Here is a 24,075-nt window from a genome sequence, read left to right as displayed (position 1 = left end):
TCAATGATTACATAGCACTTGCTGTCTCTTCCAATTTCACATGCTTCCAATTTTCACCCGAACGAATTCGATTGAGCTGGGTATGTGTAATGCCAAATTGTTTTGCGATCATTTTAAATCGACTCTTCTCCGATTTTAGCATCTTTTTAATCATCAAAACCTTGCTTTCCGTCAACTTGTAATTCTTGGTTCTTTTCGGAATTTGACGATTAATAACACTTGGATTGTTTTTGTTATGCGCCGTGACTAGACTACGATTTCCCCAAGCTAAATTCTCAGCTCGGTTGTTCATCTTGTCATGATCCAAGTGCAATACAAAATTGTCGGATTCATCTTTTTTCATAACAAAACACTCCGCCACCAATTTGTGGATATAGCGATTAGCGGATTTTTGCTGAAAGCGAATATTGAGGGATCGATATCCTTGAATCATGGAACCTTGTATTAATTCGCCTTCCGGATTATTCTGAAAGCTTTTTACACGGCCATAATTAGAGATCTCGTAATGAATTTGATTGTCAAATTCAGGGAAAGGAATGCGCTTCCATTGCTCATTCCAATAGTTTTTTAAGGCGGTCATAGTATTAATTGTACGTATTATAGAACGGTAGTAATCGCAATTTAAAGATATTCCTTGAATTGCAAAAGTTTAGCTGAAAACGAAAAAGAATAATTAATATTGTATCCCTATTATTTGAGGTATTCTTCAAATCATTAGTTCTGCTTTTGAAATCAATGGATTGTCATTTTCAAATAATGGATTTAAATTTCAATTTGATTTGTTGGGTAAAAAATATCAATTTCTGCATCAAAAAATTGCTTAATGTCCTTTTTCTTTTTGTACTCATTCCTAACATGAAGTTATTTCCATTAGCTAAATTTGAATGATGTTTATTTGGGTGAAAGGTAGGTTTATGATATATTGATTTATTATGAAAGTCTTAGTTTACGGTGCCTCCTTGAATCCACAACGTTATGCTTACCTAGCTGCCCAAATGCTGCATCAAAAGGCTCATGAATTGGTATTAGTCGGCACTAAAAAAGGGGATTTATTGGGCCAAGAAATACATCAACCCGGTTGGATGGAGCCCGATGTGCATACCGTAACTTTGTACGTAGGACCACAAAATCAAGGAAATCTGTTGGACTATTTAAAGCAACTACAGCCTAAGCGAGTGATTTTTAATCCTGGAACAGAAAATGAGATGCTAAGAAGAAGTTTGGAAGCAGAAGGTATTTCGACAGAAGAAGCCTGTACCTTGGTATTATTACAAACGGGTCAATTTTAAAGAGGGTATCTGCCAGGAGATCCTAACAGATACCAATCAAGTTATATAGCTTTCAAGACGAAGTCAAATTCTTCCATGATCAAGTTAGCTAATAATTTTTTACAAGCATTCGTCACAATTTCATTGGCTTCAGCCTCTGAATTAGCTTCTAATTGTAGCTGAATATGTTTGCCAATACGCACATCAGCCACCTGATGAATATCTAAGTTTTGTAAACCTATGCGTACAGCTTTACCTTGTGGGTCAAGGATTTCTTTTTGAGGCATTACATTGATTTCAGCTAAAAATTTCATTTTTTTTGGGTATTAAGTATGTAAATAACTCCCGACAGGAGGATATAGGATGCTACTAACAGTGGCAATGATGCAAATTTAAGGAAAATCAGTCCAGCAACACAAAAAACTAGGAAAATGAATTTAATTTGATTGCTTTTCCAATCCCAAGTTTTAAACTTAAAGGCCATTAAGGGCAGTTCGCAAACCAGTAAATAACTCATGATCACTGAGTAAATTAATAATCCTTTAAAGTTTAAAACGTACTCACTAAACTCCGGTTGAAATTCTAAAATAAGCGGTAGCGAGGCTATGACAATTCCATTGGCAGGAGTTGGTACGCCTATAAACTGATCACTTTGCCTGGTATCAATATTGAATTTGGCTAATCGATAGGCCGAAAAAAGGGCCAAGGAGAAGACCAAAAAAGGTTTATAAAATCCAAATAATCCCACGGAGCATTGTGTACCACAGCTCGCCTCTACTAAATGAAAAAGCATGAAGCTTGGTAATACTCCAAAGGAAACCATGTCCGCTAAAGAATCTAATTCCTTTCCTAATTCGGAATATGCATGTAATAATCTGGCTAAAAAGCCATCTAGGAAATCAAAGACTAATGAAAGTAAAATACAATAGGAAGCCCATAAGACATGCCCTTGCATGACAAAATAAATACCAAAACAGCCTGATAATAGATTTCCCAGGGTTAAGGTATTTGGAATTTCTTTTTTGATAGACATCTTATGCTCTGACAAATGGGTTTTGATTTTTTTCGATTCCTATGGTCGTACTGCCACCATGACCAGGAAATACCTCAGTCTCCTCAGGGAGAACGTACAACTGATTTTGAATGCTATTGACTAAATCAGCATGATTACAAAGTGGGAAATCAGTCCTTCCGATGCTTCTCCTAAATAACACATCTCCATCAATAAGCCACCCTTGTTCTTCTAAATAAAAGGCCACATGACCAGGAGCATGTCCAGGAACAAATAACACCTTAAGCTTCATTTCTCCAATTTCAATAATTTCGTTGTCTTCCAACAAGCGGTCAACTTCCACAGATTGGTAGGCAGGGAAACCATACACCGCAGCTCGGTTAGCGGCATCATTCAGTAAGGGTAAATCTTTGGGATGCAAGCCAAACGGAACCTTGTATTGCTCTTTAATATAATGCACCCCTAACACATGGTCAATATGGGCATGGGTATTAAGACAATACTTTAATTGAATATCCTTTGAAAGGATGAAGTCCGTCAAGACCTTTCTTTCCTCATAATTATGGCATCCTGGATCAAATATGACACCATTTCCAGCATCATCCCAAAGCAAATAGGTGTTTTCTTGGAAAGGATTAAAAGTAAATACTTTTTTATATACCACGGATGAATGATTTTGTATGCAAATTACTTATTTCCTGTAAATTGATGTTGTCCTAATAAGAATATGCATGGTTTTTTATGCAAATCGGGAATAGATTTAGCCCAAGACTCCACCGTTTTAGTTTGAATAAATCCTAGTGGCGCTTGAATATCGCATGCCAGGCAAATCAATTGATGTTTGGGACAAACTTCTAATAAATCTGTCAAAAGCGCATTATTTCGATAGGGCGTTTCAATGAATAATTGGGTTTGCCCGGATTTTTCCACTTCCTTTTGTAAGTATTCAATCTTTTTTACCCGGGCACTTTTTTCAATGGGTAAATAGCCATGAAAACAAAAACTTTGGCCAGAAAACCCTGAGGCCATTAAGGCCAATAAGATGGAAGAGGGCCCAACCAATGAAACGACTTCAATCTGTAGTTTGTGCGCAATGGAAACAGCCAGGGCACCTGGGTCAGCTATACCAGGGCATCCGGCCTCAGAAATGATACCGATGGAATGATTTCCTTGAACCTGGGTTTGAATAAATTTTTCTACCTCAGCGGCCGAACTATCCTTATCCAATACTTCAAAAACTAGATCTTCAATTATGATACCTAATTTTAATTCACTGATGAACCTTCTGGCCGTACGTACATTTTCTACCAAAAAATGTTGGCATGTCAATATGGCTTGGCTTACCTCGGGTGCTAAAACTTGAGAGGCAGTATTTTCAGCAATGGGGCAGGGTATCAAATAGATTTTCATAAAATTTGGCGTAAGGCCTCAACAAATGCCTCAGGTTGATCAGCCTGAACCCAGTGTCCAGCATTGGGGATTTCGATCAACTCAAAGTTGGGGAAAATTTCTGCAATATACCGCTCGTCCTCAGGTTGAATGTAATGAGATTCTGCTCCTTTAATAAAAAAGGCAGGAATGTTGACTGCATTTTTTACCCAAAGTTCGTGACCTACTACGTCGATATTTTTGGTAATGACACGAACATTTATTCTCCAGGCAAATTCTTGCTGTTCATTTCGATATAAATTTTTCAATAAAAATTGACGAACACCTTCCTTTTCCTCGAATCGTTTCAAATGTTCATTTGCCTCCGTTCTACTTTGGAGATTTTTTAGATCTAGGCTATTTAATCCCTCTAAAATGGCAGTATGGTGAACTGGATAGAATTTAGGCGCAATATCTACCACGATCATTTTTTGAGCTATATCCGGATGGTTTAAAGCAAATTGCATCACGACTTTACCTCCCATTGAATGACCTAGAATGATGGGCTTGGTCAATTGATGTTCTTGAATAAATTCCAAAAGATCTTCGGACATTACCTGGTAATCAAATTCGTCTGCCCAGGGCGACTGCCCATGATTTCGTTGATCAACCAAATACACTTGATATTGGTCGGATAAGACTTTAGCTATCCCTAACCAGTTATCGGAAGATCCAAATATTCCATGGAGAATGATCAAGGCGGGTCCTTGCTCTCCCACTTTTCTAAAATATAGTTTCATTTATTGAATATAAATTGCCTTTTCTTTGGCGGCCATGGTTTGCCCTATAACCTCCAATGTAAAACCTTCCGACTGTGCAAATGATTCAAATTCCATTTGGTGATTTTTATCAACCGCAATTAATAAACCTCCAGAGGTTTGAGGATCCGCCCCAATCAGCTTTTGAATTTCCGAAATGGTATCTTCTACTCGATGCCCATAACTAGCCCAATTTCGGGTTGTTCCACCTGGGAAACATTTTTGTTCTAAATAGTGCTTAATCTGGGGAAGGGTAGGGATTTTATCAAAAAATAATTGAGCACTGACTCCTGATCCATCACACATTTCTACCAAATGCCCTAATAAACCAAAACCTGTCACGTCTGTTAATGATTTGACATAGCCCAATGGCCCAAGTTTTTCACCTAATTTATTCAAAGTACTCATTTGGTTAACGGCCAATTGCAAATCTTCTGGACTTACTATTCCTCTTTTTTGAGCAGTCGTTAAAATTCCCACGCCCAAAGGTTTGGTTAAATACAATATACATTGATCGCTAGCTTGATCGTTTTGTTTTAAATGTTCTTTTTTAACTTTTCCTGTTACAGCCAAACCAAAAATAGGTTCAGGGGAATCAATGGAATGCCCACCTGCTAAAGGTATACCTGCTTCGGCACATGCTGCTCGTCCACCTTCTAATACTTTCTTGGCAATCTCCGGAGCTAATTTATCGATGGGCCAACCCAATATGGCGATTGCCATTAGGGGAGAACCTCCCATGGCATAGATATCAGAGATCGCGTTTGTAGCAGCAATTTTCCCGAAATCAAAAGGGTCATCTACAATGGGCATAAAAAAATCTGTGGTAGAAATAACCGCCTCCCCATTTTGCCAATCAAATACGGCTGCATCATCCCTACTCTCATTTCCAACCAACAGAAGAGGATGATTTTTTTTTGGGGTATCTGTATGTAAAATTTGATCTAAAATTTGTGGTGAAATCTTACATCCACAACCAGCGCCATGTGAAAACGAGGTTAATTTTATGCTAGTGTCCAATATTCGGTATTTTAAATGAAGAGTACAAAAATATTCTTTAAATAATTAAAAATTAAGTTTGTGTTAAGATTTAAGCATAAATAGTACAATAAGATGAGTCATTACATTTAAATATGATAACAAAATGTCTTTTTTGTTCTAATTATCAGTTGATTAGTACAATTTGCCTTATAATGACTTTTGTCAAATAGTTGTAGTATTTGATTTTTTACATTTATTTTGTGGAAATATCTTTCAACTCAATTATAACTAAATTCCAAATTTATGCAGAAAAGATTTATTACTCGTTCTGTGTTATTGGGGGCGTTTTTTGCGCTTTTGATGGCATTGCCGATTGGGCAGCTATTTGCTCAAGTTACTAGCTCTTCTTTTACTGGTACAGTTACCGATGCAAAAGGAGAGGTTTTGCCAGGTGCTAGCGTTTTAGCTGTGCACACTCCATCTGGAACCAAGTATGGTGTTGCCACCAATGCTGCCGGTCGTTATACCTTAATTGGTGTTCGTGTGGGTGGTCCTTTTGTGTTAAAAGTAACTTTTGTAGGTTACAAAGAGCAAGTTAAAGACAATTTATTCACAAGCTTAGGTACTTCTACCAACGTTAGCTTTAAGCTAGAGGAAGTAGGTCAGCAATTGCAGGAAGTTGTGGTTAAATCATCTCGTTCAGATTTGTTTAGTTCCAATAGAACAGGTGCAGCTACTTCATTTGCAACAGAAACAATCAATGGATTGCCAACCATCGGTCGTACGATTGATGACATTACTAAGTACAACGCGTATAGTAATGGACGTTCATTTGCTGGACAAGATTCTCGTTTCAATAACTTCACAATTGACGGATCCGTTTTCAACAATGGATTTGGTTTAGGAAGTTCATCTCAAGCGGGTGGTCGTACAGGTACTACTGCCGTTTCTTTGGATGCCATTGAGCAAATCCAAATTAACATTGCTCCATTTGATGTTCGTCAATCAGGTTTTGCTGGTGCTGGTATCAACGCAGTAACTCGTTCTGGAACTAATGATTTTACTGGTTCTGCCTACCATATTTTTAGAAATAGTGATTTAGTAGGAAAGAAAGCGGACGGTAGAGACTTACCATCCATCAATATTTCTGAAAAGACTACAGGTTTCCGTGTAGGAGGTCCTTTGATTAAGGATAAATTATTCTTCTTTGCGAACTATGAAGAATTTAAGAGCTCTACGCCTGCTTTAAACTGGTCTGCAAACCGTCCAGGTGCCACAGGTAACGTTTCTCGTGTTTTAGCTTCTGATATTGAAGATTTAGGAAATTTCATGAAATCTAATTTCAATTATGAAATTGGCGCGATTGATAACTTCAACAATGAAGTGACTTCAAAGAAAGGTTTGTTGCGTTTGGATTATAACATTAACAACAACAACAAATTAACCATCCGTTATTCTCAGCACGATTCGCAGTCAGGATCTATCATTTCTAACTCGAATAGTAGTAATACGGCGGGTAATGGTAACCGTACTAACTCGGCTTTAGCCTTGTCACCGCAAAATACTGGTTATACCATTCAAGATAACACGCGTTCCATCGTAGCTGAATTGAACTCCACCTTGAACTCAAAATTTGCTAATAACTTTATTGCAACATATAACAAGCAAATTGAAGATAGAGCTCAAACATCTTTATTCCCTACCATTGATATCTTGAAAGATGGTTCTACTTATACTTCTTTGGGTATGGATCCATTTACTCCTAACAATAAGTTGAATTATTCAACTTTGAACTTGACCAATAACTTGACTTATTTTAATGATAAGCACACGTTTACATTTGGTTTAAGTTATGAGTATTTTATGTCGAATAACGTATTCTTCCCTTCTTCGAATGGTGTGTATGTATTTAACTCCATCAATGATTTCAAAACGGCTGCTTTAGCTTACAAAGCAAATCCAAATTTGGCTGTTTCGCCAGTTGTGATGCCGCGTTTTAACTACCGTTATTCATTATTGCCAGATGGTGCTGAGCCATTGCAACAATTGAAAGTTTCTACTTATTCAGCTTATGTACAAGATGAATTCCAAGTAACTGAGAAATTCAAGTTAACGGGTGGTGTGCGTTTTGATTTGTTCTCTTATGACAATTCCACTTCATCGGATTTTTATAATCCAATCGTAGCTGGTTTGACATATAAGGATGAGAATGGTCAAGATTTGAAAGTTAACACAGGAGCTTTCCCTCCAGCTAAATTGTTAGTTTCTCCACGTATTGGATTTAATTACGATGTAAATGGTGATAAGTCATTACAGATTAGAGGTGGTACTGGTTTCTTCGTATCTAGAATTCCACAAGTATTGGTATCTAACCAATTGGGAAATAATGGGGTAAATACAGCGGTAATTTCTGCGCCAAATACTACAGCTTATCCATTTACTTTAAATCCAAAAAATTATAAGCCTGCTACTACGGATATCAATAAATTGCCTCCATATGTAGTAAATGCTTCAACGGAAGATTTGAAAAACCCAATGATTTGGAAAACGAACTTTGCTATTGACAAGAAATTGCCATGGGGTTTAGTGGGTACTTTGGAGGCCATTTACAACAAAAACTTGAACTCCTTACGTTATATTGACGCTAACTTAAAAGCTCCTGCAGCTAATTTTGTTGGACCAGATAACCGTAGTCGCTTCAATACAGCAGGTCGTTTCATTAATGCTCCAACAACCAACGTATTCGTGTTAACTAACACGGATAAAGGTGAATCATACTCATTCACAGCGAAATTAGAAAAACCAAATGTTGATGGTTTTGGTGGAATGTTAGGTTATACTTATGCCGTGGCTAAGGACATTCAATCAGTAGGTTCAACTGTTCAAGCTAATATTGCTTCTGAATATGGTCAAAACTACCTAAGAACATCATTCTCAGATAATGATTTGCGTCATCGTTTTGTAGGATTTGTTAACTATCGTTTGAATTACGGTGGTAAATTGGGAGGTTCTACTATGTTTACATTAGGAGCTGTTTCTTCTTCAGGTTATCGTCAATCATATACTTTTGGTGCTGACTTTAATGGAGATGGTCAAATTAATGACTTGATTTTTGTTCCTTACAAAGCATCTGACTTGACATTTACTCCATTAGTAGTAAGTGGACGTACTTATACGCCAGCTGAACAAGCTGCTGCTTTTGATGCATTTATTGACGGTAATGAATATTTGAAAAACCGTCGTGGAATGTATGCTGAGCGTAACGGAGCGTATTCTCCTTGGTTAACTCGTTTCGACTTTACTGTTGAGCAAGATTTCCACATCAAGACAGGTAAGAACAAGAGAAATATCATCCGTTTACGTGCTGATATCTTAAACGTGGGTAACTTACTTGATAATACTTGGGGTGTAGGTTGGGTTCCAACCAATGCTAACCCATTACGCTTTACAGCAGCATCGAATGGTACTGTAACTTATCAAATGGGTACTCAGGTTATTCAGAACCCTACAACAGGTGCCAGCGAAACCATCTTATTGCGTGATTCATTCGTGAAATCTATCAACGTAAATAACGTTTGGCAAGCACAATTGGGAATTCGTTATATTTTCGAATAATCGAATCCTTGCAATACTAATTCAAAATAGGCTGCCCATCGGGCAGCCTATTTTGTTTTCAACGCAATTTTTTCACGCTGGCAAGGTTCCAAACCTTGACAGCGTTGTGCGTTGATAACGATTTTCAAAATAATTTTATTTCAATGACATCATCTTTATCAAAATCCCGATAAATTTTAAATCACAAAAAAGGCCAGCAATTTGCTGGCCTTTTTGATGTTGATTTTTTTACTTGAACTCTTTATGATGAGCTAATCTGTGTAAGTCTTCTTGACTTAAAGATTTGAAATATTCATACGTGATTTTTAAGCCTTCCGCCCTTGATACTTTGGGTTCCCAGCCTAAAATAGCTTTGGCCTTTGTAATATCTGGCTTTCTTTGTTTGGGATCGTCCGTTGGTAAAGGAAGGGAAATTAATTTTTGACTAGTGCCGGTTAACTTGATGATTTCTTCACCGAACTCTTTAATGGTGATTTCATCTGGATTACCGATATTAACTGGTTGGGCGTAATCACTTAATAATAAGCGATAAATCCCCTCTACTAGATCATCTACATAACAAAAAGCACGCGTTTGAGATCCATCACCAAACATCGTTAAATCTTCTCCTCGTAAGGCCTGACCAATAAATGCTGGTAATACTCGTCCGTCGTTTAGACGCATTCTAGGACCATAGGTATTGAATATTCGGACAATTCGGGTTTCAACTTCATGGTAGGTATGATATGCCATCGTCATGGCTTCTTGAAAACGCTTTGCCTCATCGTAAACACCTCTAGGGCCAACTGGATTTACATTTCCCCAATATTCCTCTGTTTGTGGATGAACTAATGGGTCACCGTAAACCTCAGATGTAGAAGCAATCAATACACGGGCATTTTTTACACGAGCTAATCCTAAACAATTATGAATCCCCAAAGAACCTACTTTTAAGGTCTGAATTGGGATTTTTAAATAATCAATTGGAGAGGCAGGTGATGCAAAGTGAAGGATGTAATCTAATTCACCTGGAACGTGAATGAACTTAGAAACATCATGATGATAAAATTCAAAATTGGGAAGCTTGAAAAGGTGCTCAATGTTTTTTAAATCGCCCGTAATTAAATTATCCATGGCTATCACATGATAACCTTCCTTGATAAATCGATCACATAAATGCGACCCTAAAAAACCAGCTCCTCCAGTTATTAATACTTTTTTCATTTCTACGTTTTAAGATAATACGGTTTGACGGCCAATGGAATAATAGGTATAACCTAATTCTTTCATTTGAGATAATTCATATAAATTTCTACCGTCAAAAATGACCTTGTTTTTAAGTAATGAATCCATTTTTTCAAAGTCAGGAGTACGGAATTGAGGCCATTCGGTAACAATTAAAAGAGCGTCCGCATTTTCCAAAGCTTCGTAAGGATTTTTACAAAACTGTATGCTATCTCCTAATAAAGTTTGAACATTTGGCATAGCCTCTGGGTCATAAGCTTTGATGGTACAACCAGCGGCTAATAAGGCTTCAATATTATACAAAGCTGGAGCTTCACGAATATCATCCGTATATGGCTTGAAGGCCAAACCCCAAATGGCAATGGTTTTTCCAGCTAAATCATCATTAAAATACTGGCGAACTTGCGGTAATAATTTAGTCTTCTGGTTTTCATTTACCCGCATTACGCTGTCCAGTATATGGAACTTGTAATTATTCTCTTCTGAAGTTTTTGCCAAGGCTTGAACATCTTTTGGAAAACAACTTCCTCCATATCCTATACCAGCAAATAAAAATCGCTTACCAATGCGGGAATCGGTTCCTATACCTCGGCGAATATCGTCTACGTTTGCTCCAACCAATTCACATAAATTAGCAATCTCATTCATGAAAGTGATTTTGGTTGCTAAAAATGCATTGGCGGCATATTTTGTCATTTCTGCGGAACGCTCATCCATAAAAATGATAGGATTTCCTTGACGAACTAAGGGAGCGTATAATTTACTCATTAATTCTTTGGCTCTATCTGATTCCGTTCCTATAACCACTCGGTCTGGTTTCATGAAATCTTCTACAGCTACCCCTTCTCTTAAAAACTCAGGATTAGATACCACATCAAAAGGCACTTTGGCATTTTTTGCAATGGCGTTTTTAACCAATTCCGATGTGCCTACAGGGACAGTACTTTTATCAATAATAACTGTATAATCTTTCAACAATGGACCTAAATCATTGGCCACCTGCAAGATATACTTCAAATCTGCCGAACCATCTTCCCCGGGAGGCGTAGGTAAGGCTAAAAATATAACTTTGGCTCCTTCTATACCTTCTACTAATGAAGTGGTAAAGTTTAAACGGCCTTCTTCTACGTTGCGATGAAATAAATCTTCTAAACCAGGTTCATAAATGGGTACTACACCCGCTTTCATTTGATTTATCTTAGCTTCATTAATATCTACACAAGTAACGTGATTACCTGTTTCTGAAAAACAAGTTCCTGTGACTAGGCCTACATATCCCGTTCCTACTACCGCAATTTTCATGGGTTAATCTTTAATTAGTTCAAAAATTTGGCCTAAAATTAGCCATTTTTCTTTTAAAATTTATAATAAATTCAAATATTCAAATCTATTTAGCCAATGGTATAATTTTTCCAATACTTCCGGAAGGTTCCATGCATCCTAACCAATTGGCAAGGGTGGTAGAAATATCACTAATGCTCGTTCTGCTACTAATTTCTTGTGGCTTAACTTTCCAACCATAAAATAAAAGAGGGACATGGGTATCATAAGCATATAGAGTGCTATGCGTGGTACCTGTTTTTCCGCCCATGAACCATTGTGGCTTTAATAAAATCATGAAATCACCACTTCGGGCTGGGTTGTATCCATGGCTAACTAGTTCTTTGTATGGCTGTATTAATGAACTGTTTGCAATATCTTGCATATCGACGATGGTCGATGTTCCCTCAATTTTTGAATAAGCTGCCAATAAAACTTGATGTAACTTTTTACGATTGATAGCTAATTTTTCTGCTAATGAATGGTCAATGTAAAGCTGTGAGTTTTCACTACCAATAATTAATTTATCCGATCCAAATTCCTTTTGCAAAGCATTTTTTGCCTCCGTTAAGGCTTTATTGGCTTCAAAAACGCCACCAGGCATTTTTTTAGATTGTAAATAGCCAGGAACTTCTGCTACTGCATGATCCGCTGTTAAAAATACCAATACTCGGTCTTTGCCAAATTGCTTATCTAAGTAGGTTAACATTTCCGCAATATCACGGTCCAGACGTAAATAGGTATCTTCTATTTCTATTGACTGTGGACCAAATGCATGGCCAACATAATCTGTGGATGAAAAACTTACTGCTAAAAAATCTGTTGAGTTGTTTTGTCCCAATTTTTCTTCTTCAATGGCTTTTAATGCAAAATCCTTCGTAATAGAATTCCCATAAGGTGTGGAACGGATTATTTCTAAGGGATTTGGCCCTTCTAAAGTATGAGGGAATGTTGGTGTTTTTTCGGATGGTAATTTTCCTTCAAATGGTAAATTGTCCTCTGCACTTTGAATATATGTTTCAATGGGATACAAGGTATTCCAGCCTTTCTTTATATAATTGAGGGCTTTTTCCTCGGAGTTGAATTTTTGAACCCAAGTAGGTAATTCTTTCATATAAAAAGTAGAAGTAATCCAACGACCTTCTTTCGAATCATACCAATAGGAGGCATTAGCTGTATGACCGCCAGGTAAAATAGCTCCTCGGTCCTTTAATGCAATGGCAATGGTTTTAGAACGAAAATTCTGTGCTATGCGTAATTGATCTGTGATGGTGCTTGTCCATAGGTTTTTGGGCGACATAAATCCAGTTTTTCCAGTCGTTCCAACGGTTGTTACGGTACTGTCATCAGTACAATATACTTTTTTGCCTGTGGCTACGTCCGTCCAATCATTTCCTACAATACCATGTACTGCTGGAACAGTTCCTGTATAAACACTGGCATGTCCAGCTGCCGTCACTGTAGGGGCATAATTATAATGATTGTCTTGGCAATTTAAACCTTCACGCATCAAACGCTTAAATCCATTGTCGCTGTAGCGATCCTGGTATTTATATAAATAATCATAACGCATTTGATCCACCACAATACCAACCACTAACGCGGGTCTTTTGGCTAATGCTTTGGTTTTATTTTGAGCCCATGTTGTACTTATACTTAGTAAACTGATGATCAAAAAGGCAAATACTCTACTGTGTCTTTTCATAAATAAATAGGAAATTGTGTTAAGGTTTTTGTTTTTTGGTGTAATAAATCGATCTCTAGTAATCTGGTTTCTAGTCCATTGGTAAGTACTAAATACTTGGACTGTATCTTTTTTTGATATTGACTAATTTGCTGCCATGTAATTTCAGTGAGCTTAACATGAGGGGCCTTACATTCAATGATCATAAATACAGTTCCATCCTTGGCATAAATTTGAATATCACTTCTTCTTTGTAATTGATTGACATGAATTCCACCCTCAATTTGTATCATGCCAATAGGATAATTTAAATGCGTGGTGATGTATTGCAAACAGTGTTGACGTACCCATTCTTCTGGCGAAAGCATTCTAAATTTCTTGGCTATCGAATCAAAAATATAGAGTTTTCCATCCTTTTGTTTTAATTTGTAATCATAAGGGGGAAACTGGAGCGTCAGGTCAGCTAAAGGTTGCATCATGGGCCATTACACAAACTCTAAATTAATCTATTTGTAGATTAATTTCATCACGAACTTGCTCTTTTCATGAAAACTAAAGAAGAAATTGTACAAAATTGGTTACCTCGTTACACAGGAACACCATTGGAAAGTTTTGGTCAGTATATTTTATTGACCAATTTTAAAAATTACGTCGATATGTTTGCTGAAAAATTTGGCGTAGAAATCTTAGGGAAGGATCGACCAATGCAAACAGCCACCGCGGATAATATCACCATCATTAATTTTGGTATGGGTTCACCCATGGCTGCCACCGTGATGGATATTCTATCTGCTATTTCGCCCAAAGCGGTATTGTTTTTAGGCAAATGCGGGGGATTGAAAAAGAACTTAGCCTTAGGCGATTTAATACTTCCTATCGCTGCGGTAAGGGGAGAAGGTACCTCAGATGAATATATGCCAAAAGAGATTCCTGCTTTACCATCTTTCCGTTTGCAGCGTTCTGTATCTTCCATGATTAAGAAGCACGAAAAGGATTATTGGACAGGCTTAATTTATACCACAAATCGTCGGGTTTGGGAGCACGATGATGATTTTAAAAAGTATTTGTCTGATATCCGTGCTATGTGCATTGATATGGAAACAGCAACGATTTTCACCGTGGGTTTTGTCAATAAAATTCCTCGGGGAGCTTTGTTATTGGTTTCAGATAATCCCATGACTCCAGATGGAGTTAAAACAGATGTTAGTGATAAAAAAGTAACCGATAATTATGTGAATCTGCACCTTCAAATAGGCATCGATGCGCTAGAAGAATTAGCTTCTTCTGGAGAATCTGTTAAGCACTTACGTTTTGAATAATTTTAATTGCAGAAATCACGAATAACCTGAAAGGATGGATTGTAACCCAATTCTCCTGCTTTACTTAAATCCAAACACCCTGTAGTATCCGCTAAGGCTAGTTTGATGATTCCTCTTACAAAATAGGCTTCAGCGTATTTGGCGTTCAATTTGATGGCATTGCTGCAATCTTGAATGGCATTTCGCTGGTCTCCTAAATTGGATTTAGCCATTGCTCTCATAAAATAAGCATCTGCATAGATGGGATTTAAGGAAATTGCTCGGTTATAATCATCCATGGCCTGCTTAGGGTCTCCTGATTTTGATTTGGCTAAACCTCTATTGAAATAGATTTCTGCTCTTTCTGGACTAAATTCAGCCATTTTGATTTTATCTTGGACAGCATTCCTTAATTCGTCCAATACGGCTTTATTCATTTTGGCAGTGTATAGAATTTTAGCATTTTCTAAATTTCCCATATCTACCGCCTTCGAATAATCTTCAATGGCCCCACGTTGATCGCCTAATTTAGACTTCACAAATCCCCTTCCATATAAAGCTTCCACCTTGGTAGGTTCTATTTCCAATGCTTTGTTGAAATCTTCTAAGGCTCCTTTTTCGCCATTTTCACCCCGGAAATTTTCCAATTGCGTTTTACAAAATCCAGAAAAATACCAGTCATTAGCTTCGTCTGGACTGATTTTAAGGGCTTCATTGAAATCCTTTAATGCATTCGCAAAATCATTTAATTTCATTTTGGCAAAGCCTCTACCAGAATAATAAGTTGATCTTTTTGGGCTTATTTCGATGGCTTTACTGTAGTCCTCAATACTGCTTGAATATTCCCCTAATTTGACCTTGCAATCTCCTCTGGCGGCTAGACAAGGGGCATATTCAGGATTTAACTCCAAGGATTTATTGAAGTCAGATAAACCACCACGGTAGTTTTCCAATTTACTTTTTGACAGTCCCCTGGAATAATAGGCAGTTGCCTCTAAGGGGTTTAATCGAATCGCTTCATTATAATCTTGAATGGCAATTTTGTGATTGTCTTGCTTACTATAACTTTGGCCACGGGCAATAAATGCTTCGTAATATGTGGATTTTAATTCAATGGCTTTTTCAAAATCCAGTATGGCTCCTCTGAAATCTTTTAAATTATACTTAGCAAATCCTCGATTATAAAATGCAATTGGATTAGGATTAGCTGTATTTCTCTCAATTTCAATACTGAAGTTTCTAAGGGCCTCGGCGTAATTTCCCGTTTTATTTTGAGTTAAACCTAGCTCCATGTAATTGACAGTATCTTGTGCCAAAACAGAATTAGAAATAATAAGCATGCAGGCAAAAGCCAGAGAAGTCCACTTCATGGTCAAATATTAAATTTAGACTGTAAAAATAAGGGAAATCACTCGCTAAGAAAAATTTGAGTAAACCCAAATACTAAAATAAGCCATAAGGTAAGCAAAGCTGTTTTTTTCAAATAGGGATCTATTTGGGCCGGTGTTAAATTAGGCTGTAATTTGTTGGCTAATAAGGCAATGGGTATATAGGCTGCCAACATGGTGGCATTTTGTATGAAGGTAGGAGGTACTCCCTGATTCATCATGGGAAATATTCCAAAGCTGAGGATACTAAGTATGTATAAAAACTTTTGATAGAGGAAGCCTGTGGTCTTCCCAATTCGTACGGGAATGGATAACTTACCTTGTTTTTTATCATTTTCTAAATCGCGCAGGTTATTGAGATTAAGTACAGCTACTGACATAAATCCACAACCAGCCGCAGGTAAAAATATGGCAGGTTTAAAAGCCAAGGTTTGTAAAAAATAGACGCCCACCGTACCAACTAGTCCAAAAAACAAAAAGACAGAAAGGTCTCCCAAGCCCATATAACCATAAGGTCTTTTACCTACTGTATACGCGATGGCGGCACCTATGGCCAAAATACCTAAAACTAAAAAGCTAAGAATGATTTCGATGGACGCAGTTTGTAAGCTGACATATAATAGGCTGATGCCTGAAATAAATGCTAATAAGGCAAACAAGTACACCGCTTTTTTCATTTCAACCGGGCTTATAGCACCAGTCTGAACAGCCCTTAAAGCAACTTTTCTGTCGGTATTGTCAATTCCATTTTGCGTATCACCTAAATCATTGGCAAAATTGGATAGAATTTGTAGTAAGAGGGTAGTGAGAATGGCTAATGCACCAATTGTCCACTGAAAGCGCCCATCTACATAGGCCAATATATTGCCTAAAATAGTGCTAGCTGCTGCCAATGGTAATGTGCGGGGCCTAGCGGCTTCTACCCAACGATTCATAAAATTTGCTTTTAATTAGAAACAAACATCCCTGAATTAGGTCTTAATTCAGGGATGTAAAGAAATAGATTATTTCGCTAATGCTTGAAGAAACTCAGGACTTGTAGGTTTGATGCCCGAAGCGAAAAAGTTAACTAATTCACCTTTTTCGTTGATAACATACTTACAGAAATTCCAGCTTGGTTCTTTTTCATTCCAACCATTACTTTTTTTATCTGTCAACCATTTGTATAAATCACATTTAGCTTCACCTTTCACTACGACTTTCTCCATCATTTGGAAACTAACACCGTAGTTTTTTTGGCAAAAGCTTGCAATTTCTTCGTTAGTACCAGGCTCCTGACCACCAAATTCATTGGCGGGAAATCCTAAAATAACGATGTCTTTATTTGCTTGGTGGAATTTCTCCCAATCAGCATACTGCGGAGTATATCCACATTTAGAAGCTGTATTTAATACAACTACTTTCTTTCCTTTGAACTGGCTAAAGTCAATAACCTTGCCATCAATTCCTTTCATTTTAAAAGTATGAAAGTTCGGTGCTGCAACAACAGTTTCCACGTTTTCTGGGCGGTTTAAAATGGTGTTTTGTGTAAACGGCAAAGTAAGAGCCGTTAATAAGGATCCAATTTTTACAATATTTACTAACATAACGACAGTGATTAATATAAGTGAGATAGTTAAAATTCGTTTCATGTTACATCCGTTCAGGTGAAACTATACCCAATAACGAAGTTGCGTGTTGAATTGTTTTACCTGTTAGGTCTGCCAAGGTAAGTCGAATTGTTCTAATGTCCTCATTTTCCTCGTTTAATATCGTCAATTCATTGTAAAATTTATTGAATTGTTTTGCCAAATCAAACGAGTATTGAGCAATAATTGATGGAGAAAAGTTTTCACAAGCCTCGGCTAACTTAGTTTTATAGGTACCCAATAAATAGATTAATTCTCTTTCAGACTCAGCTAGCGTAATGTTAGGATCCGATTTTCCACTCATTGGAAAGCCTTTTTCTAGCGCTTTTCTTCTGATCGAACAAATCCTGGTATGCGTATATTGAATGAATGGTCCTGTATTTCCTTGGAAATCAATGGATTCCTCTGGGTTGAATAACATCCGTTTTTTGGGATCTACTTTAAGTAAAAAGTATTTCAAAGCTCCCATGCCTAACTGTTGGAATAATTGATTTGATTCCTCCTCCGAAAAACCTTCAATTTTCCCTAATTCTAGGGTTCTTTCTCTGGCAGTATCGACCATTTCCTGCATCAAATCATCCGCATCCACAACTGTCCCCTCTCTAGATTTCATTTTACCACTAGGTAAGTCTACCATGCCATATGAAAGATGGTAATTACCTTGAGAAAAGGCTTTATTGAGTTTCTTTAAGATATGAAACAAGACCTCAAAATGGTAGTCTTGTTCATTTCCAACGACATAAATGGATTGCTTAGCTCCAAAATCTTCATATTTTAATTGGGCCGTTCCCATGTCTTGGGTAATATATACCGAAGTTCCATCCTTTCGGAGAACTAATTTCTCATCCAAGCCTTCCTCCTCTAAATTTATCCAAATAGAGCCATCTGGTTTCTGGTAAAATACCCCTTGGGCTAATCCTTCATCGACTAATTTTTTACCCAATAAATAGGTATTTGATTCACGGTATATTTTATCAAAATCAACTCCCATTTGCTTGTAACTTGCAGCAAAACCTTCTAATACCCATGAATTCATGGTTTCCCATAATTGAATTACGGCAGGTTCACCTTGTTCCCAAGCTAAAAGCATGGCCTGAGCCTGCAACATGATTGGTGCTTCTGCCTTGGCTTTTTCTGCATCTGAGCCTGTGGCTACCAATTGTTCAATTTCTGCTTTATAGGCTTTATCAAAGGCTACATAATATTTACCCACCAAGTGATCCCCTTTCATGCCGCTGGAAGCTGGAGTTTCACCATTTCCAAATAATTGGTAGGCCAACATCGACTTGCAAATATGAATACCACGATCATTGACCAAATTGGTCTTGATGACTTCATATCCACCAGCTTTCAAGATTTGGGCGACGGAATAACCTAAGAAATTATTTCTCAAATGGCCTAGGTGAAGCGGTTTGTTGGTATTGGGAGAAGAAAATTCAATGACAATTTTTTCATTCTTAGGCGCCAATTGAAAAGCAGATGAATCATTTGATAAATCTTGCAATAAGCCATACCATACGGAGTCATGAAGTGAAATATTCAAAAAACCTTGAACTACTTGATAGGCCTTTACCAATTGAGGCTTGTTTTCAATTAAATAGTCACCTAATGTCTGTGCAATTTGGGCAGGGGCTTTACCAGCTTTTTTGGTATATGGAAATACGACAAAAGTATAAGCCCCTTCAAATTCCTTTTTTGTTTCTTGAAGGCTAAGGTCTTTTTCATCTATTTGAAATAATGAACTTAAACCTGCTTGAATACTTTCAATGAGTTGTACTTGAATACTCGACATACCAAAGACGAAGAAAATGTGATTAAAATGTTTGCAAAGGTAGCCAATTCATGCTAAACATTGATTCTTGACTTAATAAAAGAGGAATTAATCTTTACCTTTGTGGCATGATACAATCTGTTTACGACGAAGCCATTAAATCCTTAAAAACGGGTGGTGTACTCTTATGTCCCAGTGATACGATATGGGGTTTAGGATGCGATGCACGAATGGATGCGTCAATTGAAAAAATGTTGGATATCAAGCAAAGGCCAGAAAACAAGGGATTAATCTTGTTGATTTCAAAGATTGAGCAATTAAATGAATACGTGGAACAAGTTCCTGACATTGCCTGGGATTTGGTAGATTTTGCCGAAGACCCCTTAACGGTCATTTATCCCAAAGGTAAAAATGTAAGTAAACTTGTATTGGGGCCAGAAGGAAGTATTGCCATTCGTTTAGTGAAAGATGATTTTTGTAAGGGCCTAGTGTATCGATATCAAAGAGCTATTGTTTCTTCTTCTGCCAATGTTTCTGGTGAATTATCTCCTGAAAATTTTGAAAGCATATCTCCTGTAATAAAACAAGGAGTAGACTATATTTTACAAAATCCCCAGCCTACCAAAGGAAAAGCTAAGGCATCTAAAATTGTCAAATTAGGCCTTAATGGTGATTATACTATGATTCGTAAATGATACAAACGGGAAAGGAAATTATTGAGAATCCAATTTTTGTCAAAATTGGAGCTGCAGCTGACCGTTTGGGATTGGACGCCTATGTCATTGGAGGATTTGTACGTGATGCCATTTTAGGTCGAGATAGCCAGAAGGATATCGATGTAGTTTGTATTGGTTCTGGTATCGCATTAGCGGAGGAAGTTGCTCGCGAATTTAATTTACCAGAGCATCAAGTTTCTGTTTTCAAAAACTTTGGTACCGCTATGCTTAAGGTAGATGACTGGGACTTAGAGTTTGTTGGAGCTAGAAAGGAATCCTATCAACGAGATTCAAGAAAACCAGTGGTGGAGGAAGGAAGCTTGGAGGATGACCAAAATCGGCGAGATTTCACCATCAATGCCATGGCTGTCCAGCTTAATTCAGCTCATAGGGGCAAACTCCTGGATCCATTTGACGGACTAAAAGACTTAGAAGCTCGAATTTTACGAACTCCGCTAGAACCAAGAATCACCTTTTCCGACGATCCTCTTCGGATGATGCGCGCGATTCGTTTTGCGGCACAATTAGGCTTTGATATATACCCAAGTACTTTTGAGGCTCTTCAAGTTGAGAATGTTCGCCTAGAAATTATTTCTATGGAAAGAATCTCGGAAGAGTTGAATAAAATTATCCTATGTAAAAAACCATCCTATGGATTTCTACTTTTAGATGCTTGCGGTATTTTGCCCATTATATTTCCTGAATTTGTTAAACTTAAAGGGGTAGATACGGAAGAAGGAAAGGGGCATAAAGATAATTTTTACCATACACTTCAAGTCTTAGACAATATTTCCCAGCATACTGATGATTTATGGTGGCGTTGGGCAGCAATATTACACGATATCGCCAAACCAGCTACCAAACGATTTGATCCAAAAAAAGGATGGACATTTCACGGTCATGAAGAGATGGGAGCGAGGCAGGTGCCCGCAATATTTAAACGATTAAAATTGCCTTTGAATGAGAAGATGAAATTAGTTCAAAAGCTAGTTCGTTTGCATTTAAGGCCTATAGCTTTATCAAAGGAAGAAATTACCGATGCCGCTTTAAGGCGCTTATTATTTGAAGCAGGGGAAGAATTGGAAGCATTAATGACCCTTTGTCGGGCTGATATCACCTCCAAAAATGGCGATAAAGTAAAAAGGTATTTGAAGAACTTTGATAAAGTAGAGGAAAAACTGAAGGAAGTAGAGGAGAAGGATTCATTGAGAAATTTTCAACCTGTGATTTCTGGAGAAATTATCATGCAGGTATTTGATATTGGACCTGGTAAAGAAATTGGCTTGATAAAAGTCGCTATTCGAGAAGCAATTTTGGAGGGTCAAGTGAAAAATGATTTGTCTTCTGCCTGGGAATTTATGCTTGAAGAGGGGAAGAAACTCGGATTGAGTCCTCACATAAATCTAGCTGATTTGGCATAAAAAAAGGTCTCGTTAGAGACCTTTTTTAGATTATATCACGTGAATAAATAACTCTTCTTTAGGCCAGCGAACTTTTTTCGCATTTACCATAAAGTCTGAGGATTCATCTCGCTCACCAACTGCCATCATTAAAACAGCATGTAAACCTTTTTCTTTTAGATTTAAAATAGCATCAACCTGTGCTGGAATAAATCCTTCCATCGGGGTGCTATCAATTTCTAATTTGGCAGCTGCAGCTAGGGCAGTACCCATGGCCAAATACACCTGCTTATCCATCCATTTTACTTGATCTTCCACAGGGCGACTCAACAAAGATCCTGCAATAGCGTCTTTGTATGCCTTTAAATCCTCCAATGGAACATTTCTTGTTTCGGAAACTAATTGGATGAAAGCATTGATTTTTTCCTCGGTAATCTCATTCCAAGCAGCAAAGATTAAAAGGTGTGATGATTCCACTACCTGTGGCTGATTAAAAGCTGCAGGTTGAATTTTGGCTTTTAATTCTTCATTCTCAATTACCAAAACTTGATAAGGTTGTAAACCAAATCCAGAAGCAGATAATTGAATGGAAGTTAAAAGGGAATCTATTTTAGATGCATCCACCTTTTTACCATTCATTCTTTTCGCAGCATATCGCCACTCTAAAGCATCTATTAAGGACATAATTTTTAGTTTTTATTAGGGTTTAAAATATGAAATAAGCTAAATCCGTAACAGGCTTAGCTTATTAATTGTTTTATTCAGATACTAATGTCACGGCTAAGGTGAAATCATCAAAGATGGCTTTGTCTCCGATAGATTCGAAAAATTTCTTTGAACCATATTTGATGTTGTAATCCGTACGGTCAATTGTGATGTTTGCTTTGGCAATCATTTTGCCATTGTTTTGGCTAATTTGTGCCGGAAAGCTGATAGCTTTTGTGATTCCTTTGATGGTTAAATTTCCACTTACTTGGTTTCCTGCAACCTTAGTGATTACAAACTGAGCTGTTGGAAATTTTTCGATTTCAAAGAAGTCACCAGAAGTAATGTGACTTACAAATTTCTTGTTGTATTCTGGATCAGTGATATCCTTACATACAATCGATTTCATGTCGATGGTAAAATTACCACCCGTAATTTGGTTTTTGTTAACTACTAATTTACCAGCAGAAATGCCAATAGTACCTGTGTGCTCACCAGTTACTTTTTTTGCATTCCAAACAATGCTACTAGCTTTAGTTGATACTGGACTTGTGCTTGGCGCAGCAATACTTGTTTGAGTAAAAGCCATGAAGGCTAAGGCGGAAAGAATAAAGCTTACTTTTTTCATTTTTGTTTAATTTTAAAAGGGTTGTAATTGAATTAAAAAATATAATTTGTTGATGAAATGTATGGTGCTATTAATTTCTAAAATGGTCCAAAAGTTCATTCAGTTTGATTAAATCTTCTTGACTCATGTGGTTAAATCGCTTAACCCATTGATTTTGAACCTCATCTAGTTGTTGAAGTAGAGCTAAACCTTCAGGTAGAATGAGCACATCCACTGCTCTGCGGTCATTGGGACATTCTCTTCTTAATACCCATTTTTTTTCTACCAATTTATCAACTAAGCGAGAAGCATTGGAAGTACGATCCATCATTCGCTCTATGATGGCCAGAACAGTCATGGGTTTCCCGTTTTGACCTCTCAAAATCCGAAGTACATTGTACTGCTGCATGGTGAGATCATAGGGTTTCAATAATTCTTGTTGTTGGTAGGCCACCCAGTTTCCTGTAAAAATCACATTGACAATGGCTTTGGCCTCCTCTGAGGCAAAAGTACTTTGTTGTAATTCGTGTGAAATTCCCATATCAGTATAAATTGATGTTGCAAAATTAAATGTAATTACATTAAATACAAATGTTTTTAAATATTTTTTTTCAAAATAGGCCTGAATGAATCAAAATCATGTATTTTTGAAACATGTCAAGCACACTATCTCTTCAATATCCTCTTATTTTAGCGTCGAACTCACCCAGAAGAAAGGAGATTTTAACCCAGGCTGGTTTTGATTTTACCGTGTTACCTGCTGATATCGATGAATCCATTGATACCAGCTGGTCCATAGGAGAGGTGCCTGGAATTTTAGCTGAAAAGAAAGCCATGGTATTAGCAGCGTCGTGCCCGAATCAGTTAATTCTGGCAGCAGATACCATTGTGGTGGTCGATAATAAGATATTGAATAAACCTGCCAATAAACAAGAAGCTAGGGAAATGTTAATGCAACTCTCGGGTAAAGACCATGAAGTATTTACTGGAATTTCATTGGTTGGCCCACAGGGTGTTTTTACCCAAGTAGATCGAGCCATAGTTACTTTTAGAGAATTATTGGATTGGGAGATTGACTGGTATGTCAAAGGTGGATCTTCCCTCGACAAAGCTGGTGCTTATGGAGTACAAGATTTCATTGGAATGGTGGGAATTAGTCGTCTAGAAGGCTCTTTCTACACCGTGATGGGTTTGCCCATTCATAGGGTATATCAATTGATGCAGCCATATATTTTAGAAGGCCGTCAGTCGATGCTAAGCTTTTGATGGTAT

24 protein-coding genes are annotated in these 24,075 nt (G+C 37.4%); 6 read left to right on the top strand and 18 right to left on the bottom strand.

All coding sequences use genetic code 11. The features are described from left to right. Nucleotides 1-7 precede the first annotated feature (7 nt). Entirely contained in the window at nt 8-580 is a 573-nt protein-coding gene (locus ACST15_RS02785; protein WP_459453120.1) for an NUMOD4 domain-containing protein, read from the bottom strand. Between the two features lie 352 nt (nt 581-932). On the opposite strand from ACST15_RS02785, the gene ACST15_RS02780 reads away from it, so the two are divergent. Further along, on the top strand, nt 933-1,289 hold the full coding sequence (locus tag ACST15_RS02780) for a CoA-binding protein (RefSeq protein ID WP_459453119.1): 357 nt from the start codon (nt 933-935) through the stop codon (nt 1,287-1,289). A gap of 41 nt (nt 1,290-1,330) precedes the next feature. Here ACST15_RS02780 and purS read toward each other — a convergent pair whose 3' ends face one another. From purS to selD, 6 genes are read right to left on the bottom strand one after another with little or no spacing between them, the layout of a single operon-like run. Further along, entirely contained in the window at nt 1,331-1,582 is a 252-nt protein-coding gene (gene purS / locus ACST15_RS02775; RefSeq protein ID WP_459453118.1) for a phosphoribosylformylglycinamidine synthase subunit PurS, read from the bottom strand. Continuing rightward, nucleotides 1,579-2,301, bottom strand: a complete 723-nt coding sequence (gene pssA, locus ACST15_RS02770; RefSeq protein WP_459453117.1) for a CDP-diacylglycerol--serine O-phosphatidyltransferase — start codon at nt 2,299-2,301, stop codon at nt 1,579-1,581. Before pssA ends, purS begins: the two co-directional genes overlap by 4 nt. Nucleotide 2,302: 1 nt before the next feature. Beyond that, nucleotides 2,303-2,944, bottom strand: coding sequence for an MBL fold metallo-hydrolase (locus tag ACST15_RS02765; protein ID WP_459453116.1), 642 nt, complete (start codon nt 2,942-2,944; stop codon nt 2,303-2,305). A gap of 23 nt (nt 2,945-2,967) precedes the next feature. Further along, entirely contained in the window at nt 2,968-3,690 is a 723-nt protein-coding gene (locus tag ACST15_RS02760; protein WP_459453115.1) for an SAM-dependent methyltransferase, read from the bottom strand. Continuing rightward, complete coding sequence (locus ACST15_RS02755) at nt 3,687-4,448, bottom strand: alpha/beta fold hydrolase (protein WP_459453114.1); 762 nt, start codon at nt 4,446-4,448, stop codon at nt 3,687-3,689. Before ACST15_RS02755 ends, ACST15_RS02760 begins: the two co-directional genes overlap by 4 nt. Then, the gene (gene selD, locus ACST15_RS02750) at nt 4,449-5,486 is read right to left on the bottom strand and encodes a selenide, water dikinase SelD (protein ID WP_459453113.1); all 1,038 of its coding nucleotides are present in this window, start codon (nt 5,484-5,486) and stop codon (nt 4,449-4,451) included. Between the two features lie 264 nt (nt 5,487-5,750). Between selD and ACST15_RS02745 the strand changes: the two genes are divergently transcribed. Beyond that, nucleotides 5,751-9,062, top strand: a complete 3,312-nt coding sequence (locus ACST15_RS02745; protein WP_459453112.1) for a TonB-dependent receptor — start codon at nt 5,751-5,753, stop codon at nt 9,060-9,062. A gap of 228 nt (nt 9,063-9,290) precedes the next feature. Here ACST15_RS02745 and ACST15_RS02740 read toward each other — a convergent pair whose 3' ends face one another. The 4 genes from ACST15_RS02740 to ACST15_RS02725 form a co-directional block, all read right to left on the bottom strand. Continuing rightward, nucleotides 9,291-10,265: a UDP-glucuronic acid decarboxylase family protein gene (locus ACST15_RS02740; protein WP_459453111.1), complete on the bottom strand. Its 975-nt coding sequence runs from the start codon at nt 10,263-10,265 to the stop codon at nt 9,291-9,293. Between the two features lie 9 nt (nt 10,266-10,274). Beyond that, a complete protein-coding gene (locus ACST15_RS02735; protein WP_459453110.1) occupies nt 10,275-11,588 on the bottom strand; it encodes a UDP-glucose dehydrogenase family protein in 1,314 nt (437 codons plus the stop codon). Nucleotides 11,589-11,673: 85 nt separating this feature from the next. Continuing rightward, nucleotides 11,674-13,311: an alkaline phosphatase PafA gene (gene pafA / locus ACST15_RS02730; protein WP_459453109.1), complete on the bottom strand. Its 1,638-nt coding sequence runs from the start codon at nt 13,309-13,311 to the stop codon at nt 11,674-11,676. After that, on the bottom strand, nt 13,308-13,769 hold the full coding sequence (locus ACST15_RS02725; RefSeq protein WP_459453108.1) for a type I restriction enzyme HsdR N-terminal domain-containing protein: 462 nt from the start codon (nt 13,767-13,769) through the stop codon (nt 13,308-13,310). Before ACST15_RS02725 ends, pafA begins: the two co-directional genes overlap by 4 nt. Nucleotides 13,770-13,835: 66 nt before the next feature. Between ACST15_RS02725 and ACST15_RS02720 the strand changes: the two genes are divergently transcribed. After that, the gene (locus ACST15_RS02720) at nt 13,836-14,609 is read left to right on the top strand and encodes an AMP nucleosidase (RefSeq protein WP_459453107.1); all 774 of its coding nucleotides are present in this window, start codon (nt 13,836-13,838) and stop codon (nt 14,607-14,609) included. A gap of 2 nt (nt 14,610-14,611) precedes the next feature. On the opposite strand, the gene ACST15_RS02715 is transcribed toward ACST15_RS02720, so the two are convergent. The 4 genes from ACST15_RS02715 to argS form a co-directional block, all read right to left on the bottom strand. Further along, nucleotides 14,612-15,958: a tetratricopeptide repeat protein gene (locus ACST15_RS02715; protein WP_459453106.1), complete on the bottom strand. Its 1,347-nt coding sequence runs from the start codon at nt 15,956-15,958 to the stop codon at nt 14,612-14,614. A gap of 38 nt (nt 15,959-15,996) precedes the next feature. Then, entirely contained in the window at nt 15,997-16,911 is a 915-nt protein-coding gene (gene menA / locus ACST15_RS02710) for a 1,4-dihydroxy-2-naphthoate octaprenyltransferase (protein ID WP_459453105.1), read from the bottom strand. 69 nt (nt 16,912-16,980) lie between these two features. Further along, the gene (locus ACST15_RS02705; RefSeq protein WP_459453104.1) at nt 16,981-17,607 is read right to left on the bottom strand and encodes a glutathione peroxidase; all 627 of its coding nucleotides are present in this window, start codon (nt 17,605-17,607) and stop codon (nt 16,981-16,983) included. Nucleotide 17,608: 1 nt separating this feature from the next. Then, nucleotides 17,609-19,396 carry an arginine--tRNA ligase gene (gene argS / locus ACST15_RS02700; protein WP_459453103.1) on the bottom strand — a complete coding sequence of 596 codons (1,788 nt, stop codon included), beginning with the start codon at nt 19,394-19,396 and terminating at the stop codon, nt 17,609-17,611. A 107-nt stretch (nt 19,397-19,503) separates the two neighbouring features. Between argS and ACST15_RS02695 the strand changes: the two genes are divergently transcribed. Beyond that, nucleotides 19,504-20,070, top strand: a complete 567-nt coding sequence (locus ACST15_RS02695) for an L-threonylcarbamoyladenylate synthase (RefSeq protein ID WP_459453102.1) — start codon at nt 19,504-19,506, stop codon at nt 20,068-20,070. Further along, nucleotides 20,067-21,512, top strand: a complete 1,446-nt coding sequence (locus ACST15_RS02690; RefSeq protein WP_459453101.1) for a CCA tRNA nucleotidyltransferase — start codon at nt 20,067-20,069, stop codon at nt 21,510-21,512. Before ACST15_RS02695 ends, ACST15_RS02690 begins: the two co-directional genes overlap by 4 nt. A 30-nt stretch (nt 21,513-21,542) precedes the next feature. Here ACST15_RS02690 and ACST15_RS02685 read toward each other — a convergent pair whose 3' ends face one another. The 3 genes from ACST15_RS02685 to ACST15_RS02675 all read right to left on the bottom strand — a co-directional run bounded on the left by ACST15_RS02685 (nt 21,543) and on the right by ACST15_RS02675 (nt 23,344). Then, nucleotides 21,543-22,175 (bottom strand): NAD(P)H-dependent oxidoreductase, encoded by a 633-nt coding sequence (locus tag ACST15_RS02685; protein ID WP_459453100.1) that lies wholly within the window; start codon nt 22,173-22,175, stop codon nt 21,543-21,545. A gap of 73 nt (nt 22,176-22,248) precedes the next feature. After that, complete coding sequence (locus tag ACST15_RS02680) at nt 22,249-22,824, bottom strand: YceI family protein (protein WP_459453099.1); 576 nt, start codon at nt 22,822-22,824, stop codon at nt 22,249-22,251. 70 nt (nt 22,825-22,894) lie between these two features. Beyond that, nucleotides 22,895-23,344: a MarR family winged helix-turn-helix transcriptional regulator gene (locus ACST15_RS02675; protein ID WP_459453098.1), complete on the bottom strand. Its 450-nt coding sequence runs from the start codon at nt 23,342-23,344 to the stop codon at nt 22,895-22,897. 113 nt (nt 23,345-23,457) lie between these two features. Between ACST15_RS02675 and ACST15_RS02670 the strand changes: the two genes are divergently transcribed. Then, the gene (locus tag ACST15_RS02670; protein WP_459453097.1) at nt 23,458-24,069 is read left to right on the top strand and encodes a Maf family protein; all 612 of its coding nucleotides are present in this window, start codon (nt 23,458-23,460) and stop codon (nt 24,067-24,069) included. Nucleotides 24,070-24,075 lie beyond the last annotated feature (6 nt).

It is taken from the genome of Aquirufa sp. Wall-65K1 (genome assembly GCF_054558475.1).
Note: the sequence above shows the minus strand (reverse complement) of the source record. Positions and strands in the feature narration are given on the sequence as shown.

Excerpts from the sequence above, each read along its gene's own strand:
- ACST15_RS02725 (WP_459453108.1), bottom strand. The coding sequence starts at position 13,769 with ATGATGCAACCTTTAGCTGACCTGACGCTCCAGTTTCCCCCTTATGAT.
- ACST15_RS02690 (WP_459453101.1), top strand. The coding sequence starts at position 20,067 with ATGATACAAACGGGAAAGGAAATTATTGAGAATCCAATTTTTGTCAAA.
- ACST15_RS02680 (WP_459453099.1), bottom strand. The coding sequence starts at position 22,824 with ATGAAAAAAGTAAGCTTTATTCTTTCCGCCTTAGCCTTCATGGCTTTT.
- ACST15_RS02755 (WP_459453114.1), bottom strand. The coding sequence starts at position 4,448 with ATGAAACTATATTTTAGAAAAGTGGGAGAGCAAGGACCCGCCTTGATC.
- ACST15_RS02745 (WP_459453112.1), top strand. The coding sequence starts at position 5,751 with ATGCAGAAAAGATTTATTACTCGTTCTGTGTTATTGGGGGCGTTTTTT.
- ACST15_RS02685 (WP_459453100.1), bottom strand. The coding sequence starts at position 22,175 with ATGTCCTTAATAGATGCTTTAGAGTGGCGATATGCTGCGAAAAGAATG.
- purS (WP_459453118.1), bottom strand. The coding sequence starts at position 1,582 with ATGAAATTTTTAGCTGAAATCAATGTAATGCCTCAAAAAGAAATCCTT.
- ACST15_RS02695 (WP_459453102.1), top strand. The coding sequence starts at position 19,504 with ATGATACAATCTGTTTACGACGAAGCCATTAAATCCTTAAAAACGGGT.
- ACST15_RS02785 (WP_459453120.1), bottom strand. The coding sequence starts at position 580 with ATGACCGCCTTAAAAAACTATTGGAATGAGCAATGGAAGCGCATTCCT.
- ACST15_RS02705 (WP_459453104.1), bottom strand. The coding sequence starts at position 17,607 with ATGAAACGAATTTTAACTATCTCACTTATATTAATCACTGTCGTTATG.
- ACST15_RS02735 (WP_459453110.1), bottom strand. The coding sequence starts at position 11,588 with ATGAAAATTGCGGTAGTAGGAACGGGATATGTAGGCCTAGTCACAGGA.
- ACST15_RS02715 (WP_459453106.1), bottom strand. The coding sequence starts at position 15,958 with ATGAAGTGGACTTCTCTGGCTTTTGCCTGCATGCTTATTATTTCTAAT.
- pafA (WP_459453109.1), bottom strand. The coding sequence starts at position 13,311 with ATGAAAAGACACAGTAGAGTATTTGCCTTTTTGATCATCAGTTTACTA.
- argS (WP_459453103.1), bottom strand. The coding sequence starts at position 19,396 with ATGTCGAGTATTCAAGTACAACTCATTGAAAGTATTCAAGCAGGTTTA.
- ACST15_RS02675 (WP_459453098.1), bottom strand. The coding sequence starts at position 23,344 with ATGGGAATTTCACACGAATTACAACAAAGTACTTTTGCCTCAGAGGAG.
- ACST15_RS02670 (WP_459453097.1), top strand. The coding sequence starts at position 23,458 with ATGTCAAGCACACTATCTCTTCAATATCCTCTTATTTTAGCGTCGAAC.
- ACST15_RS02740 (WP_459453111.1), bottom strand. The coding sequence starts at position 10,265 with ATGAAAAAAGTATTAATAACTGGAGGAGCTGGTTTTTTAGGGTCGCAT.
- ACST15_RS02720 (WP_459453107.1), top strand. The coding sequence starts at position 13,836 with ATGAAAACTAAAGAAGAAATTGTACAAAATTGGTTACCTCGTTACACA.
- pssA (WP_459453117.1), bottom strand. The coding sequence starts at position 2,301 with ATGTCTATCAAAAAAGAAATTCCAAATACCTTAACCCTGGGAAATCTA.
- menA (WP_459453105.1), bottom strand. The coding sequence starts at position 16,911 with ATGAATCGTTGGGTAGAAGCCGCTAGGCCCCGCACATTACCATTGGCA.
- ACST15_RS02760 (WP_459453115.1), bottom strand. The coding sequence starts at position 3,690 with ATGAAAATCTATTTGATACCCTGCCCCATTGCTGAAAATACTGCCTCT.
- ACST15_RS02780 (WP_459453119.1), top strand. The coding sequence starts at position 933 with ATGAAAGTCTTAGTTTACGGTGCCTCCTTGAATCCACAACGTTATGCT.